Source organism: Paenibacillus sp. J22FR83 (assembly GCF_059691955.1).
Window position 1 is genome coordinate 364,174 of record NZ_JCAUAM010000006.1, and the last position, 16,485, is coordinate 380,658.

The window sequence follows — 16,485 nt, forward strand, 5'->3', positions numbered from 1 at the left end:
ATTATATGCTAGGAATCTGGACAAGATTCTAACTATTAGCACGAAAATGGCTGAAAGGAGCTAGCAGACTTTTCATTTGGGCAGCTTTATCTCTATACAAGTTCCTTCGCCAAGTTTACTTTGAATCATGAAGGTTCCTTTATGATTGTTAATGATTCTGCGTGTGACCATTAAGCCTAAGCCGTTCCCGTTTTCTTTGTTTGTATAGAAGGGCTCCCCCACTTGGGACAACTCCTCTTCCGATAAACCAATTCCTTCATCAAGGATATGAATGAGGACATAACTCGGACTCGAGCTGTCTAGCTCAACTTTAATGGTCCCGCCACCCGGCATGGCTTCCATCGCATTTTTCATCACATTAATAAATACCTGCTTCAACTGATTACGATCACATCGGATGTATGGCTCATGGACGGAATCAAGGTGCATTTCAATTTCTACATTGTCCAAGCTTGCTTGTGATTCAAGCAGTTTGCTGACATGAAGCAAAATTTCACAAATATCTGCTTGCTGAAATTGCACTGCCTGTGGCTTGGCTAGCACCAAAAATTCGCTGACAATAAAATTAATCCGATCTAATTCGGAGAGAATAAGGTCCAGCTGGCTTTCCTTAATGACCACTTTTGATTTTTGCAATTGAACAAAGCCTTTGATGGTAGTCAGTGGATTTCGAATTTCATGTGCGACACCTGCAGCCAATTGTCCGATGACATTTAGCTTCTCCGATCGTCTAAGTACATCCTCGGCTTCTTTCCGGGCTGTAATGTTTCTGGTGATTGAGGCAATGGCCACAATATGCCCGTTTTCGTCCCATATGGTGGAAATCGTGATACTAACATCGATACTACGGCCATCTTTCGTATAGCGAATTGTTTCATAATCCGCTACCGCCTCGTTTCGAAGTATGCGTGCAATTATTTCTTGGTAATCAACTAGGTATTCCGGCGGAATATTTTCCAGTTTCTTACCATATAGTTCCTCAGGTGCCCAGCCAAAAATACGCTCGAACGCCTGATTCATCTGTGTAACATTACCTTCTAAATCGGTTACATGAATGGCATCAGAAGTGTGATTCACAAAAGACTCCAAATAACCTTTGGTATGGCGAAGCTCATCGGCTACCTCATGAAGCTGTTTTGTGTAATCTGATAAGTTTCTAGTCATCAAATTTACTTGGATTGCGAGGTGACCGAGCTCATCTTTACCATTGTACTTTATTATGCCTTCGAAATTTCCTTTGGCGACTTGGTTAACTACCGATAGAATTTGACGGATTGGTCGAATAAGTATGCCAGACAATAGATAACTCGTAACCATAGTCAATATTAGGAGACTCAGTGAGATGATGACTAGTTTGATAAGCTGATATCGCAACATGTCTTCAAGCGCTTTTGCATTAAAAATAATACGAATGACAAATGGCTTAGCCGTGTTCATAACGGGGATAAGACTTTGAATAACGGGCTCATTCATGATCCGAAGCTCTGTCGTTACAGTCTTTCTAGTTGTAAACACCTCTTGTATAAGAGTGACTACTTCATTCGTTTCGTCTGCATACTTGTAGGTTCCAAAAATAATATCCCTTACATCCAAATTAAATACAGGCTGCCCTTTTTTTATTTTCATAATCGGTTTTTTTCCGAAAAACTGCGGATCAATCCCCGTAACTTCGAGGATATTGCTGTTTTTCAATAGCATGTTATTAATCACAGCATCTGTTCCTGTCGTTTGCTGGAAATCTAGGATGTTTTGGGCGTTTATATAAGGATTGATCATATAGTTCGTTGTTCCATCATAGTAATAACCCCACTTATTAACGATATTCGGGGAGGATGTCGCAAAATTAACTGGGCCAGACCAGTAATTATTTAGTTTTTGACCCTGTGGGATGGATACTTGATGAAAATCAAAAAGCTGGTTAAACGCCGTGTACCAGTAGTCCCATGTTTTTGAACTAAGATTAATTTCTTGCGGATCGCTTGAACGCACAACCACAATATCATTGTCCAATCGTTTCCAAAGCGTAATATGATCTACGCCAAGTTTCGCGCTAAGCTGGACGAGTTGCTCGTTCGTTACTTTTTCAATGTCGGGATCCAATTCGTGTTTGGCAGAAATAGCAACAGAACGCAGCCTCTCGCCAATCGCATCCTCAATATACTGACGTGCCTGCTGTGACACTTCAACCGTTGCACTAATCTGTTCAGCCATTGTAATCATCTGCTGTTCGGCAGCTTGCTTCAAACCTTCTTTCGTGCTGATGTAATAAATAGACATGTTGAGAAGAAGAATCAACGCGACCAATACAGAAATCCAGAACGTTAGCTTCACTTTAATTGACATGATTTCCTCCAGTATGTCTATGATGTTCATGTAATTGCTACTTTAATGGTATGGATAATATGGATAAATACATAATGATACTGCACCGCATCATTGACCCGTTACACTTGATAATATAATAAGCAGTATGATTACTCAATGTACATTCCCTTTGTTCCTCTTGCGGATATGAATAAATAAAAATTTAATATCGAGATGCGCGCAAAAAAGAACGACGTTTCCGCCGCTCTGGTTTCTAACTTCCCAGAATTTGATTTTAAGATCCGTCATCCGTAATAATTCTTTGGCCTTATCTAAGCGCAATCCTGTTAGATATTCTAAAAAGTTTAAGCCTGTCACTTGTTTGAAAGTTTTACTCAACGTATAAGAGTTAATTCTAATATGGTCAGCACAGGACTCTAGTGAAATGTCACTCATATAGTTCATCTTCGTAAAATGAATAACTTGTTCAACCAGTTCTTTCATTTTTTCATCGATGGACAGTTCGTCTAGAAAATGGGCAATAAGTTCGGTCGACTCTTCTTTCATACCTAAATGAATCGCATGTACAATTTCCTTCTCAATAGAAAAAGGATAGACATAACGATGTTCCTCCGACAATTGATCCAAGTTTAGAATCCCTCATCCCCTACGTAAAATTAGCCCCCTTATGTTGATAGATCCCTTACAAATTCCTCTCAAACAATAACCCGAGATGTTCAGCCAAGACATGATGCGAGATCGGCTTATTATTAGTAAACCACCATTCCACTACCCCGACGAATGCGGATGCTACAAACCTCACGATTAACTCATCTTTTAATCCCTGGTTTTTCCCCTCGGTGACGTCTACCTCTTGCTTAAATTGTTCAATAAGAAAGTCAAGGAACCGGTTACGAAAAAAAGGAGCTCCTTTACTCGCTAGCATTAACGAAAAGAAAGAATAATTCCGTTCGAAATATTCGGTCCATAGCGGTGAGCCGCTAAAATAGTCTAGATCTGCTCCCATTATGCAAATTTCCCGGAGCTCATTAATATGCGACTCAACAAGCTTATCGAGTAAATCATATTTGTCTAAGTAATGGAGGTAAATGGTCCCCCTACTCACATTGGCCCTGTCGGATATGTCTCGAATCGTAATGTCGTCGAAATTCTTTTCGGACATCAAATCTATAACCGCGTTCTTGATTGCTTCTTGCGTTTTACCAATTCTTCGATCCGCTTTAGACATCTCGTTCACCAGACTTTCTAGAAATAATAAACAATGTTCTATCCTTTGTTCACTAATTAACAAATTGCGCTGATCTAACAATTGTGGTTCTTCTGTACCTGGATATAATTATATACATGTTCACAAATGTATCAATGTATATTAATGAACTATTGTTAATTATTATGTTTGAAAAGATCAGAAATAAAAAAATGGAGGAATTAAATATGCAAAATTATATGAAAATGGACGTCACCTTCGAGAGTGCTGGAGTGAAGATCGCCGGTCATCTATATACTCCAAAAGGAGAGGTTGGCGGCCCGCGCCCTGCGATCGTCGTCGGCCATCCCGGGACCGCTGTAAAGGAGCAGAGCGCTGGACTCTACGCGAAACGGCTTGCCGAGCAAGGCCTCATCACACTTACCTTTGATGCAGCCTATCAGGGAGAAAGCGGAGGTGAGCCAAGGGGAATGGAGGATCCCGCCCATAGAGTGGAGGACTTCAAAGCCGCTATCTCGTTCCTTTGCACACGAAACGAAGTCGACCCGGAACGCATCGGCGCGCTTGGCATCTGCGCCTCTGGCGGTTACGTTATTCCGGCTACGGTTACCGATTACCGCATTAAGGCCGTTGCCACTGTTAGCGCGGCCGACATCCATCTTCAATTCCGTAACGGAAGTGACGGCAAACAGGACCCTGCCGTTTTCAGGAGCATGCTCGATGCTGCGGCACAGGCTCGTACTTCAGAAGCTCGCGGAGAAGGAATCGGTGTGTTTCCGATCTTCCCTGAGACCGAAGACCAAGCTCGCGCAATAGGTGATTTGCACGCCTTCGAGGGATGGGAATACTACTGTACCGACCGCGCGCAGCACCCACGCTCGGCTAAGTTCTTTACATGGAACAGTATTGACCGAATCGCCTATTTTGAAGCATTTCGGTTCATTGACCAGATCTCTCCTCGTCCGCTCCTCATGATCGCCGGAAATCAAGCGGTCACGTCGTGGATGACGACCGAAGCCATTGCGAACGCAAAAGAGCCGAAGGAACTGTTCTGGATAGATGGCGCCACCCATGTCGATACTTACGACAAAGACGAGTACGTAACGACTGCGGTTTCGAAGCTCGCGGAGTATTTTCGTACAAATCTCTCCCAATCCGGCTTGGTTTAAGAACGGAACGCATGTCCTTCTCTCTAGCATAGCTAGCGCGAGGGGCTCCCCGGTGGAGATCGACCGATTAATCCTATCAATCCGTAGTTGAAGGAGAGCCTCGCGTTCGTTGTCGATATTTACCGTTGTACTACACTATTTTACCTATATGAGGTCGATGGGCATCACCAAGCCGTGAGGTTCACCTGGGTGATGAATTACAAGGAAATACCCGACTGGCACCGGACAGTGCGAGAGCTGACGAATGGAATGGCGTAGATCGGGTAACCAGATCCATTCTATCCAAGGCAGTAGAAGGGTAAATCAGCCAAGTCGGCTGGCTGGCCGAATATTTATGTGTACTTTGTTCAACTAACGTTCTGCTTTAGCGTAACGAAATTTTGCGGTTTTTGTCGCGTGTTAGTTATTAGTAGATCGGTTTTCCTAATCGGAAGAACCATTTATTCGTGGATCGACATAATTTTAATAATTTCTCCAGCTTCCTTACGAACTGCAAATACACCACTAAAATCTTCATAAGTACAGGGATAATTAATAAGGCTTGGCTTAAAAATAAGTTTTCACTACTCATTGAATAAAACCACCTAAATCGATTAAAACTGTAAATGAGGGGTGATTGCTTATTTACTACTTGGAATCTAGTTTTACTTATGTCGTTATCGTTGTCTAGCCTTTTCCCAATTACAGAGGAGAAAGAGATCTCTAAACGGTCACAGAGAATTCTAGAGAGTATTCGCTCCGAAAGTGATAATACATTACAAATAAAGTGGCATACAGTCACTCGAACACCAGAATTACTTACTGGCAATTTAACCAAGCCTTCAGCACATTCGCCTGGATGGATTGCATACAGATACCTCGAGAAGATCAAACCACTGTATGGTTTGAAACATGTAGAGAGTGATTTGAAAATCAGTACAATCGATAAAGGCGCTACTTTTACAAAGGTTGTCTTACAAAGACAACTCTTCAGGAACCCTGTGTGCGGGGATCGATTAGTTGTAGAGTTAGATAGATCAGGGGTCGTTAAGCGTATCAACGGTACCATTCATGCAGGCTTAGAAGAGAAACGTTTAAGTATGCCTATGTATCCCGCTGTATCTGTCGATGATGCGAAAAGGATAGCCTTAGTACACGATGCTTCTCTTAAGACAAGCAAACCAATAAATGAGGTTTCTTGCTATTTGCCAAACAGAGATGGCGTTCCTCTTGTTCATGTACTCACTTATGAGAAAGAGAGACGCACCGTCCCCGTAACAATACATTCGATGACTGGGCGAGTAATTCAATAGTAATCCGTCAAAGGAACTTCCTATTAAGGAAGTTCCTTTTTCCATTCGACTTTCGTCAATAGGCGGTATTTCATAAGTTGAAGAATAAAATCTCCGTAATAATCTTTGCGGACGATGACAAGATATTCGTGATTTGTATAGGTATACACTAAAACATCTGTAATGACATCGTTCGATTCAAAGATTTTCTGGATGATTCTCATATCTTCAAAGTGCGTTGGGGAGAGGATCTTGATGGAGAACTCAATATCGTTCAAAACCTCTGCCTCTTTAATGTCTATAACATTTGGATTCCAATCATAAAATAGTTTCATGGTTCATTCCTCCTCAATCACAATAAAAATCGGAAATAAAGATAAATGTTTGCCAATACAACAGAAATCAGCATAAGTGGAAAACCATATTTCATAAACGTCACAAATTTAATCGGGTGCCCTTCTTTTGCAGACATGCCTGCAACAATTAAATTAGCACTTGCGCCAATTAACGTACCATTCCCTCCAAGACATGCACCTAGTGCAAGACTCCACCAGAGTGGTTCTAAATTATCTACCCCCATATTACCCATTTCTTGAATCATAGGAATCATCGTTGCGACAAAAGGGATGTTGTCTAGGAAAGCAGAGGCAATAGCACTGAGCCATAAGATTAACATCGACGTAGCAACAGGATTCCCTCCCGTCAGTTCAATAGCCCCGGCAGCTAACTTGGAGATAATTCCTGTTTCCACTAGACCAGAGACTAAAACAAACAATCCAACAAAGAAGAAGATCGTGGTCCATTCAACTTTTGTAAATGCTTCTTCCATGGAGTGTTCGCCAGTTAGCAGTAGTAACAGGAATGCCCCTGCTAAGGCTACGGTCGCAGATTCAAGATGCAGCAGTTGGTGGAGAAAGAAGCCAATTATCGTAAGTCCTAAAATTGAAATGCTTTTTGCTAGTAATTTGCGATCTGTAATCACCTCTTTTTCGTCAATTTGCATAATACTCTGCTTTAACTCCGGTGTCGTCTGTATGTGATTTCGGAATATGAGAACGAAGATCGGAATTGCGACAGCCATAATGACCACGACTATAGGCGCAAGATTATTGATGAAGGCCATAAAGGTCAATTCCTTAACAGCACTTCCAATCATAATGTTAGGTGGGTCACCTATTAAAGTTGCAGTACCACCGATATTCGATGCAAGAATTTGTGTAATTAAAAATGGTATGGGATTAACGCGCAATTGCCGCGTGATGCTAAAGGTAACAGGTACCATGAGAAGCACGGTTGTCACGTTATCGAGAAAAGCAGAACCAATTGCGGTAATTAGAACGAGTGAAACTAGGATGCGCACAGGATCCCCTTTAGCTTTCTTTGCAGCCAATAGCGCAATATATTTAAATAACCCAGTTTCGGCTGTAATACTTACAATGATCATCATACCAATTAATAATCCTAGTGTATTGAAGTCAATGTGATGTAAAGCGGACTCTTGATTAACAACACCAAGAACGACCATTAGGACACCACCGATCATAGCAACGATAGTGCGATGAATTTTTTCGGCGATGATCATACCATACGTAAGAAGAAAGATTCCAATTGCCAAGATTGCTTGCTGTTCCATAATCCCTCCTGAATTTTCGTTATTTGTTAGTACTATTCCCTAAATGCCAAGATACTTAGAGGGTAAATCACATGAATTTTTCATATTTACAACTGTGCCTCCTTTGTTTTTGCATAAAGAAAGAGCCCTATCAAGGACTCCTTATGTCGAAAAACGAACAAAAGGAGCCCTTGGTGACAGGCTCCTCCGAAACGCAATAATATATAGTTAGTTTATAAATATGAATTAGCAAACGGTTGTATACCGTGGTTACTTAAATTTATACTGCTTTTTGGTTTATGTCAATTGAAGGCCAGTTTCTTCAGTAATTTCTTCTAGAAATTGATACTGGATTAATCTTCGTAAATAACGACAGACTGGGTCTCTGACTCCCATTTAACAGCTGCTTTTAAGGCTTCGCTTACAAAACGAACCGGCACAACCGTGCTGCCGTTTTCAATCGCTGCTGGAACTTCGAGAGTAACTTCATTCCCATTGACAGTTGCTGTCTTACTATCAATAAAGAGTTTCACTGTGATACCATCACGTGTAACAGTCACTGAACGCTCTTCTTCATTCCAGGTAACCGTTGCTTTCAACGCCTCAGAGATAGCGCGGAATGGAACTAAAGTGTTGCCTTCGCGGATAAATGGAGCTACCTCGAAGGTTGGCTCTTCACCGTTCACGTATAATTTTAAACCTTTTTTCCCTAGTTTATCGTACAATTTACCAAGTTTTTTGTAAGAATCAAGATTTGTAACGTTTGCAATAATAGCTTCCTTTTGAACGTAAACCGCGTCGGTTACGCTCCCGGTTCTATCTAATAGATCAGCTAACGCGGTTAAGGCTGCGTCCTTCTCTTTGATGGCCTCAAGCTCAGCTTTCATTTCAGCAGTAAGCTGAGTCTCGTATTTTGTCAAAAGAAGCTCGGCAATAACAGCCCCTGCAGGCTTGTCCTTCACATTGTTGATCGCGTTGAGCAGCCCCTTGTATCCATTATGACCTTGATTGCCATAAGTATCGGATGTAACAGTCACATCCAATTTAGCATTCACCTTGAGATCAACGTTAACTTTCACATTATCCGACTTGCCCTCATTACCATTGCTTGTTTCGGATTTTGCAAATGCCGATCCTGCCATAAGGCTCGTTGCCAGTACACATGACGCGATAACCATCCATCTTTTTCTCATCTTTTTACGCCTCCTAAGTTGTCTACGCTTATATATTCGGATTCTTAGTCTATTTTTGTGAGGGTATCTTACTCTGTTACTACTTCAAATTGTATTTCGCACTTCAAGACTTTATTGTCTACTTCAAAACTTTAATGTCTTCCAATAGTTGTTTGATGTTGTTGGGAGACAAATAAGTTTTGAAGTACTTCTTACAACCATGGTTGGAGAGCAGGTTACTAACAGTGTTTCCGGAGGGAGAAAAAGGAGGACGCCCGCGCCCCCCTACCTCTTCAGCCTTATTGGTTTCGATAATAGTCTCCTGGCCCCTCAGGGGATTGACTCTTAAAACCCCGGCGCCACAATCTGCGGGTGCTTAGAATACAATGCGGTTTCTCCATTACCTGCTGGCACGGCATGACTCGTATTTGTGGTCAGCATGATTTTGTCCAACATCGCCCCATCTTCTCTGTCAATGACTTTAAGCGAGTGCTGCCCGGTGGACAAGGATAGACCCGTATATGCCTTGCGCCAGACAAAACCGTTATTGTACGTGATCACAGCATCCACGGCAGTGCCATTATCGACCGACAGCTGGAAGCTGTCCGAACCATTGTCGGCGCTACTAGCCAGCATCCATACATTCCCATCACCCACAACGCAACATCAATAAAATGAACTCCCAAATCGATGAGCGGACCTCCTCCCGACAACCCCTTCGTCGTAAACCAGCCGCCATTGCCGGGAATCCCCCTGTGACGAATCCAGCCGCAGCGACCAGTATAGATGTCGCCAAGCCCGCCTTCTTGCGCAAACTTCTTTAAAAACTGCACGTTCGGATGGAAGCGATAATTCCGAATCGACATTAACAATTTTCCGCTTTGTGCTGCGGCATCAGCCATTTTCTGCGCCTCAATTGGGGACACGGCGTCCGGCTTTTCACAAATGACATGAACACCGGCTTCCAAAGCGGCAATCGCAATTTCAGAATGATAGAGGTTCGGTGTACAAATATCAACAATATCAAGATTTGCTTCTACCAACATTTGCCTATAATTCGTGTATACATGAGGAGCTCTCACTTGAACCGCCATCTCGTGAGCACGTGCTTCGTCAGCATCGAAAATGGCAACAATTTCTACCTCTGGATGCTCCATCCAGGCAGGTAAATGCGCTTCTTTGAAAATACCGCCAGCGCCAGCAACGCCAATCCGATACTTAGTGCTCATAATAATTCTATCCTCCTCGTTATTTACCGGGACTATTTGACTAGCGATGTCAAATTCGCGCGCATGTCCCCCCACTTTTCCATCACCATAGAAACAAAAAGAGCGGATGTCCACCCATAGTCTCTTATATTTTGAAGTTTAACTTCCATTTGGTAAGGGGCTACGGCGTTCCCTTTGCGATTCAGCTTGCTGGGGGAAACGCGGTTCGTACTATCATAAAATTCATAGATTACACCATCATGGAGATACCAGAACGTAATAACGTCGATTGTTTTGTCGATAAGCGCTGCAGCCGCCTCATCGAATCCGTAATCGGCGAGCCCCTTGGCAATCATATAGTTATAATTAATCCAGACGGGCCCACGCCACATGTCGGTTCCGAAGCTCGGTTGGTCGACAGATATGCTCGGTATTGAAAACGCTGAGCCGAATGTTGCTTCATCCTCCAAATGGCACACAAGCCTCTTGGCTTTCTCGGCATCGCAGATGCCAGCGAACAAGGGTAAAAAGGACGATACCGCTTTAACTTTTATCAAAGCTCCGCCATCTACGATGCGGTCGTAGTAAAGCCCGTCCTCCTCATCCCACAGCCATGTGTTGACGGCGAGTTTGACATTGTCGTACAGCCGATCCCAGTAAGCCTTGTCCTCTGGAAGCTTCAGAATATCGCAAAGCTTGCTCATATGCCGAGCTTCGTTCGCCATAAAGGAGGAGAAGTCGATGCAATCCATCTGTGTCACGGCATCGAACCGAGGCGAATTGTCCATGCCGCACTCGTCACAGCGGCAATGAACGCTGCTCGCCTCCACATACCACTCGAAGAGGTTGTTTCTGTTAGAATCCCTGTTGTCGACATTCCAACGTAAATATCGGCTTAGCTTTGGATAGATTTCCCTTACATGATTCTTATCCATTTCTCCTTCATACAGCAGGTAGACTCCCCAGGCCAGTACAGGAGGCTGTGTCACATCCGACGAAGTGAACGGAGTCGACATATGGGGAATAAAACCATCCCCCCGTTGCGTAGCGAATACGGCTTCGATCGTCTCCCAAGCGAGAGCCTTATTCATGAACCTATTACCGAGTGCATGAAATACCGAGTCCCAGAGCCACAAATTGCGATGCGGCAGACGATCGGGTGTGGTCCAGCGTGTGCTGAATCGACCTTCGGGCGTGTAGACTTGAGATTTCATGACCGAGTAACATTTATTCAGCGTTCTCGACGTAGGAAGATCGAGGTTTGCAGGCACGGGAAGGTTATTATACAAATCCATTTTTGCCGCCAGCGCCTGCTCAGCGTCGATCTGCACAGCGCTTCTCGCCTTTTCCACAGCATCCTCCGCAGAAAGTACGCTAAAGGCGAATGCAAAGCAAACCCGCCCGGCGCGTTGCTCCCGACAAAACGCTGCGTATTCTCCCTCCGCTCCGTACAACTCGCAGTCTTTTACAACGCGTATCCCTTCACCCATGCTATCGACGATCGGAGCAGCCCAGGCCGCGGTCTGACCGATCACTGTATCCTGAGCGGAGAACACGAGCATAAGATCCTCCTTATGCGCTTCTCCCTTACGGTGCAGAACGGCATGAATGACATCCGAAGCTACGATCTTGTACTCGATATTTCCGATCTGATGTGGTATCACATACAACTGTTTCTTCACTCGCTGGAAAATGACGCCGAGACGATCCCCGCATAAGGTGCCCACTAGGCTGCCATGATGTGTATTTTCCCCATCAAGACCCGAAAACGCAAACAAGCTGCCCTGTCCCCACACATTGGCCAATGCCACCCGATTCCTCTGCTCCTCCGGTTCGGCGAATTCGGCACTCATTAGGGGCGACTCCGTTTCCCCCTCGATAAATTGCCCCTGCTGTCGCAGCATATATCTTATCTCGGAGGCTGGTACATCCCTCACGTCGCGCCGCTGCGTTCGGACTGTTAAGGCCGCTGCAATGCCTGCCGCTTCCGCAAAACCGCTGATGTTGGACATCACACGGTAAGAGGAGTGGGCCACGAAATCGCCACTGATACAGCGTGAAGCCAGCAGCAAATTGGGGAATCCCTTCGCGATGATGCTCCTGTACGGAATATGATAGTATCCGAATCCCGGAATCCCCATCGGTTTCGCACTTCCCCCTTCGGGGTCGTGCACATCAATGTCATATGCACCGGCTGCAATCATATCGGGAAATCTTGCCTCACGGAGACAGTCCTCCCCCGTTAGCCGATACTCCCCCTCGACCCTTCGTCCCTCACGAACGCCGAGTTTTCTGGAAACGAAGTCTACTCGGGATTCAGCAAATGCTGGATGCACACGAATTGCGCTTAAGAGCTCTTCAATTTGCTGCTTGCCAGCTTCCAGCGCCTCCCTCACTGTCTCCGGCTGCGTCGGATCCACATTCAGCAAAGCAGTTGAGTTGAATAGCAATGCTTCCCCACCAGGATATGGGAAGCATAATACTTTATCCCTCGTATTGCGAGTTCCGCCACTCAATTTCAGCTTGAGATAATAAGGTGTCAACTCTTCCCGCAGCTGCCTGATGCCATGCCAATCGGTAATATCCGAATTCCGAAGCTGCGTCTTATCAAAACCCGACAGCTTAAATGTCAGTGTAGCCGACATCATTTTGCCGTCCTCCGTACGCCCCATCTGAAAAGAAGCCCCGGCTAGCGCAGCAAGATTGCCATCAGCAGTCCCATCAATAAATACTTGGGCAGCTACCTCTGCGCACCATCCGCCTTCGGTCTGCAGCGCGACGATTCGTCCGTCCTTAACGTGTACCCGCGTCACCTCTGTTCCGGACCATATGTCCAATGACACTTCTTGGCGAAGGAGCCGCATGTAGGTTTCCTTCAGCTCAGCCTCGTCATAAACGGGCACCTGACTGCTCTGATTCTCCAAAATCGAGTAAGCTTCCGGAAATAATTGCCGGTGGATACCTTCTACAACAGGACGGCCGTTGGCGTCCCAGAACCGGCAGACTAAACCTACGGGAGAGTGAACGCCCGTCCCCCCGATCTCCTCGTCCTTTTCAATTAGCAGAACAGAGCATTGTTGCCTGGCGGCAGCCAAAGCCGCACAAATTCCGCCAACGCCGGCTCCAACGACGACGATATCATAGTGATGTGTCCTCATTCGTACGCTCACTCTCCTTCTATTAAAATTGCCTTCCAGCTCATCTCATCGATTTCTAGGACGGTTTGGCCATTTTCGCCGACTCGCAGCGCGTGTTGACCCTCATGATCGAGTTGGAAGCACCGCATAGCAGGGTGTTTGAGTGATATGACCGTTTTCTCCTTTTTGCTATAATTCACAAAGAAGGCAAGCTTTGACTTCCCTTCTTGCAAATAGCGAACGGTCAGGTTCGGATGCCCGCCCGTCATCGTGATCGGCGGCTCCATATGATGCAGCTGTGCGATATGCTTGAATAATCGGCATACCGCTTCACGCTGAGCAGCCGTCGTGTGAGCGCGAGCTTCCGAGGCACGGTCATACTTGCCGCTGCCGATTTTAAAGTGCAAGCTAGGCGCTACGCCGAGCAAATAGGCCGTTCCTTTGCCATACGTATGACGCACGCCGCACACTTCGCCATCCTCACTCTTCATAAACGGCTGACCGCCTTGCAATCTGAATGTCTGCTTGACGGTGTGAAACTCTGCCCTGCCTTCCATTCCTTCCAACTCATAATCGGCCAAAAACGGCGACGTATTATAAAATAAGTCCTCCCGCGCCCCGAACACTTCATCCAATCCCGCTCCTGGCTGCACATCGTACAGCTGCCCGAATTCATTGACATAGCCGAGTCTGCCTTCGCTAATGAGGGTGCCGCCTTCCCGAACATAGTTCCGTAACGCCTCACCTACTTTGGAAGGAAGCAAATAAGCGAGCGGGAGATGAATGATCTTGAACCGCGATAGATCGGTTCCGATCAGGGTGTCGGTGTCTAGCAACTCCACCGCAAGCTGTGCCCCCGCCCAAATTGCCCTAGAGCCAAAAGCGCTGTTCAAGGCATCCTCTCGGAAGCCCGCTTCGCTGCCAAGCAGAAGCGACTCTTCCGGATAATAGAGGCCTATTTCCGCATCCACCGGGCTGCTTTTTAGAATAATCTCCTCGTGCAATTGCAGGAAACGCTCTACATTGCGAGGCGTCTGCGCATACGCCGTTTCCGATTCGTCAATGCGGAGGAAGGCTTGTGAACCCGTAAATTTATGCGGCTGCTCCCAGATCGGCGACTTGTGCCTGAAATAGAAAATCGCCTTCGCTCCTGCACCTAGCTGTTCCATGACACAGTTCTCAATCAAACGCTGATCGACCGGAATCCGTTGAAAGGTACCATACTGCGCCGCCGTCGTCTCGCCAATCCACAGCGGTTTCCCCGTCTGCCTCGCAATGCTGCCAGCGATATCGAGCAAATAACCGTTATAAATGCCGGGTTCGTCGTAAGTCACAGCGTAGATGTCCATGACAGAAGCATCGCACGGTTCAGTCAACTTCCAATAATTCCCGCTGCCTACTTGCTGAAAGTGATTGTGAAAGATTGGAAGATCCGTTGTGGGCCGCATAATGGCAACCCCCCACGACAACAGCTCCTCCAATGACCAATTCGTAAAAGCCATCGTATTTAAATAATGACCAATAATCCCCTCCGTTGGCGCTCCTTCAGACGATTTGTATGGAAAGATCTCTTCCCAAGCGGAATATTCGACTCCCCATTCCTGATTCAAGACTGCCAAATCGCCCTTATACTTCTGATTCAGCCACTGGCGGAATCGAACCCGCGTGGAGCCGCAGTCACAGTAGGCATGACCGCATCGAATCTCGTTACCAAGCTGCCAGGAGAAAATGCCCTCATAGCCTGCATATCGATTCGTAATATTTTCAATAAACGCCTGCATATGCTGTCGGTACATTGGATGATCTACACATGCAGAGTGGATTCGCCTCGCCGCCTTTTTTCCCTCCCAACTCACACAACGCAGGTCGTCATACTTGTCAAACAACCAGAATGGCGTATCGTTAATACCGATGCCCATGCAGACCTGTATCCCGTTTCTGACCGCTTTTTCTACGAAATCGTCAAGTAGACCGTACTCGTACGTTCCCTGATTCCGCTCGATGACCGACCATCCCGGCCAAATTTCAGCCACTCGGACAGCGTTAATTCCCATTTCTCTCATTTTGACAAAGTTACGTTCTAACTCTTCAGGCGGATGCGCGTGACTATAATAGGTATTGCCATGTATAAAAGATTTCACTAGCTGCGTTGCCTCCTTGGCTCTAATATGTCTTTAAAATAGGGGACGATGATTTCAGTGGCTGGATCGGAAGGATCGTACGCCTTCTCATATTCCATCGGCATTACATACCCCAGAACGCTCCAGCCCCAAAATGGATCCAAACCCATTCCCTCACCTGTTTCCGCGTTGAAATATTCGCGAGTTCGCTCATTCTTCAAGAGGAGCTCCATCGTTTTGTCGGCAAGCTCCCTTGCGATTCCGTCGAACCCATAGTTCAGTAGCCCGTGGAAAATGTAATAATTTGAAGGTACCCAAACCGTCCCTTTCCAGTTGCAGCACGTCTCATCATCGTACTTATCTTGCCGGTATCCCGGTTCGTCCTTCGCCATCGACGCAACAGGATAGGCCAGCCAGAACCGCTCCTTATTCGTCAAGTGCTCTGTTACCAGCCTTGTCGCCTGATCTGCGGAAGCCGCTCCGATCCATAAAGGGGTAAAGCCGGCAACCGTCTTACATCGGATGTGCTGCCCCGTTCTGACATTGATGTCGTAGAAAAATCCGTCTTCTTCATGCCAAAAGTCCGTTTGAATCCTAGTTTTCAATGCCTGCGCTTTAGCCTGGTATGCCTTCTGTTCGACAATGTAGCCCAGCTTTGAAGCAAGCTGGCTCATTGCGTCATACTCTCGAACGAGAAAAACCGCCAGATCAACGCCTTCACAAACATAGGCGTCGATTGCCCCCGCCCGCTCGTCCTGGTTGTCCATACCGCTATGATCCGCGCTGTTCCACACGGGCAATCCGTTTCGATTCGCGTCGTATTCGTTGCTGAGCCAATAGGCCAGATACATTTCCAGCTTTTCAAAATAGCCGGCTTTCAACCAATCGGCATCGTCCGATTGCTTGACGTACAACAATGCCGTTTGCGCGAGAAACGGTTTAAAATGTTGTCCACTCTTAGGCCATACGACGCCAGCCGTTCTGGAAATGAAGCCGTTCTCCTGCTGCCGATCCAAAAAAAAGGCGACGCCGGATTTACCGAATTCATAAATTCCAAAATAGGATAAAACGATATTTTCAAAGTAAAGATCCCAATCAAATAGCTCGCTGTAGCTATAACCTGTCAGGCATCGGCGTCCGTCGACGTTATGCACGCCAAGTGTTAGCGCGTTGGTGAGATCTTCGCGAAGCCTGGCGACAATCTGTTCCCATTTGACTTCATCTATATTCCACATCCAGATCACTCTCCTTGTCTTCGGTGTCA

The 16,485-nt window shown here is 45.9% G+C and carries 13 protein-coding genes; 1 reads left to right on the forward strand and 12 read right to left on the reverse strand.

What is annotated here, in order from left to right:
• Positions 1-72: 72 nt before the first annotated feature.
• The 3 genes from AC58PV_RS13615 to AC58PV_RS13625 all read right to left on the reverse strand — a co-directional run bounded on the left by AC58PV_RS13615 (position 73) and on the right by AC58PV_RS13625 (position 3,553).
• Positions 73-2,343 carry a PAS domain S-box protein gene (locus AC58PV_RS13615; RefSeq protein WP_497432775.1) on the reverse strand — a complete coding sequence of 757 codons (2,271 nt, stop codon included), beginning with the start codon at positions 2,341-2,343 and terminating at the stop codon, positions 73-75.
• Between the two features lie 135 nt (positions 2,344-2,478).
• The gene (locus tag AC58PV_RS13620) at positions 2,479-2,952 is read right to left on the reverse strand and encodes a helix-turn-helix domain-containing protein (protein ID WP_497432776.1); all 474 of its coding nucleotides are present in this window, start codon (positions 2,950-2,952) and stop codon (positions 2,479-2,481) included.
• Between the two features lie 55 nt (positions 2,953-3,007).
• Positions 3,008-3,553 carry a TetR/AcrR family transcriptional regulator gene (locus AC58PV_RS13625; RefSeq protein ID WP_497432777.1) on the reverse strand — a complete coding sequence of 182 codons (546 nt, stop codon included), beginning with the start codon at positions 3,551-3,553 and terminating at the stop codon, positions 3,008-3,010.
• Between the two features lie 116 nt (positions 3,554-3,669).
• Between AC58PV_RS13625 and AC58PV_RS13630 the strand changes: the two genes are divergently transcribed.
• Positions 3,670-4,701 carry an alpha/beta hydrolase gene (locus AC58PV_RS13630; protein ID WP_497432778.1) on the forward strand — a complete coding sequence of 344 codons (1,032 nt, stop codon included), beginning with the start codon at positions 3,670-3,672 and terminating at the stop codon, positions 4,699-4,701.
• A gap of 406 nt (positions 4,702-5,107) precedes the next feature.
• On the opposite strand, the gene AC58PV_RS13635 is transcribed toward AC58PV_RS13630, so the two are convergent.
• The 9 genes from AC58PV_RS13635 to AC58PV_RS13675 all read right to left on the reverse strand — a co-directional run bounded on the left by AC58PV_RS13635 (position 5,108) and on the right by AC58PV_RS13675 (position 16,456).
• Entirely contained in the window at positions 5,108-5,272 is a 165-nt protein-coding gene (locus AC58PV_RS13635) for a hypothetical protein (RefSeq protein ID WP_497432779.1), read from the reverse strand.
• A 744-nt stretch (positions 5,273-6,016) separates the two neighbouring features.
• Positions 6,017-6,307, reverse strand: coding sequence for a hypothetical protein (locus tag AC58PV_RS13640; protein ID WP_497432780.1), 291 nt, complete (start codon positions 6,305-6,307; stop codon positions 6,017-6,019).
• 17 nt (positions 6,308-6,324) lie between these two features.
• Positions 6,325-7,605 (reverse strand): ArsB/NhaD family transporter, encoded by a 1,281-nt coding sequence (locus AC58PV_RS13645; RefSeq protein WP_497432781.1) that lies wholly within the window; start codon positions 7,603-7,605, stop codon positions 6,325-6,327.
• Positions 7,606-7,937: 332 nt separating this feature from the next.
• Positions 7,938-8,777: a copper amine oxidase N-terminal domain-containing protein gene (locus AC58PV_RS13650; protein ID WP_497432782.1), complete on the reverse strand. Its 840-nt coding sequence runs from the start codon at positions 8,775-8,777 to the stop codon at positions 7,938-7,940.
• Positions 8,778-9,101: 324 nt separating this feature from the next.
• Positions 9,102-9,392, reverse strand: a complete 291-nt coding sequence (locus AC58PV_RS13655) for a hypothetical protein (protein ID WP_497432783.1) — start codon at positions 9,390-9,392, stop codon at positions 9,102-9,104.
• Positions 9,314-9,985, reverse strand: a complete 672-nt coding sequence (locus AC58PV_RS13660) for a Gfo/Idh/MocA family protein (RefSeq protein WP_497432784.1) — start codon at positions 9,983-9,985, stop codon at positions 9,314-9,316. Before AC58PV_RS13660 ends, AC58PV_RS13655 begins: the two co-directional genes overlap by 79 nt.
• Positions 9,986-10,017: 32 nt before the next feature.
• Positions 10,018-13,122, reverse strand: a complete 3,105-nt coding sequence (locus AC58PV_RS13665; protein WP_497432785.1) for an FAD-dependent oxidoreductase — start codon at positions 13,120-13,122, stop codon at positions 10,018-10,020.
• An 8-nt stretch (positions 13,123-13,130) separates the two neighbouring features.
• Entirely contained in the window at positions 13,131-15,242 is a 2,112-nt protein-coding gene (locus AC58PV_RS13670; RefSeq protein WP_497432786.1) for a beta-galactosidase, read from the reverse strand.
• Entirely contained in the window at positions 15,242-16,456 is a 1,215-nt protein-coding gene (locus tag AC58PV_RS13675; protein ID WP_497432787.1) for an amylo-alpha-1,6-glucosidase, read from the reverse strand. The genes AC58PV_RS13670 and AC58PV_RS13675 overlap by 1 nt, the downstream gene beginning before the upstream one ends.
• Positions 16,457-16,485 lie beyond the last annotated feature (29 nt).